The following is a 1,266-nucleotide window of genomic DNA, read 5'->3' as shown; positions in this document are numbered from 1 at the left end:
CGTAAGCGCGACGTCGAGACCCTATGCGGCGAGGCTTGACGGCTGGTTGAAGCGCCATGGCATGAGGTCTTCGATGCCGCTCTGCGGGTGGCCGTCGAGGATGGCGCGCAGGGTGGTGGCGAGATAGTCGACGGGGTTCACGTCGGACATCTTGCAGGTGGCGACCAGCGAGGCCAGCATGGCCCAGTTCTCGGCGCCGATTTCGTTCCCGGCGAACAGCGCATTCTTTCTTGTCAGGGCGATGGGTCTGATCTGGTTCTCGACCGGGTTGGTGTCGAGTTCCAGCGTGCCGTCATCCAGGAAGCGGATCAGACCGGGCCAATGCCCCAGCGTGTAGCGGATGTCTTCGGCCAGTTGGGATTTCTGTGGGATCCGCGAGAGCTGGGCTTCCAGCCATGGTTTCAGCGCGGCGATGATCGGTGCGGAATGCTCACGCCGGGCGGCGAGGCGCACGGCAGCATCCTTTCCGCGCACGGACTTCTCGATCTGATAGAGCAGCGCAATCTGGCGCAGCATCTCTTCTGCGATGGGTGAGCCATCGCTCTCGAAGCGCTTGACGAAGCGGCGGCGGACGTGCGTCCAGCAATAGACCAGTTGCCACGGGCCATTGTCGCGCGTGATGTCCGTCAGCACATTGTAGGACTGATATGCGTCGCATTGCAGGAAGCGGCCCTGATACCCGGCGAGGAAGTTCAGCGGGTGCGCCTTGCCCCTGCCGGGGGCGTAATGGAACAGCACGATGGGTGGGCCAGCGCCGCCATGACCACGGTCATCAGCGACGACCGCCCAGAAGAAGCCGCTCTTGGTGGCCTTGCGGCCCGGGTCCAGCACCGGCGCGCGGGTTTCATCCACGAAGATGCGATGGGCGCCGCGCAGATGCGCGCGCATATGGTTGATGACCGGCATCAGATGGAAACAGGCGCGGCCGACCCAGTTGCCGAGCGTGCCGCGATCGAGATGGATGCCCTGCCGCTTGAAGATCTCGGCCTGGCGATAAAACGGCAGGTGGTCACCGAATTTCGCAACGATAATCCAGGCGATGAACAACTCCGTGGGCAGCCCGCCGGGCACGACATGCTCGGGGGCATGTGCCTGCGCCACGGCCTGTGAGCAGCGACGGCAGGCGTATTTGGGGCGGCGCGTGACCAGCACCCGGAACTGGGCCGGGATCACGTCCAGCCGCTCGGATACATCCTCGCCGATCTTTGCCATCTCACCGCAACCACAGGGGCAGAGCGTGCTGGCAGGCTCGATCACCCGCTCGAC

At 64.5% G+C, this 1,266-nt stretch carries 1 protein-coding gene; it reads right to left on the bottom strand.

All coding sequences use genetic code 11. The features are described from left to right. Positions 1-21: 21 nt before the first annotated feature. On the bottom strand, positions 22-1,266 hold a 1,245-nt coding region (gene tnpC, locus KAK09_RS18545), incomplete at its 5' end, for an IS66 family transposase (protein ID WP_210880399.1).

The organism is Roseovarius autotrophicus, assembly GCF_018069895.1.
Classification (GTDB): domain Bacteria; phylum Pseudomonadota; class Alphaproteobacteria; order Rhodobacterales; family Rhodobacteraceae; genus Roseovarius; species Roseovarius autotrophicus.
The sequence above is the reverse complement of the archived record's forward strand: the minus strand, read 5'-3'. Positions and strand labels throughout refer to the sequence as shown.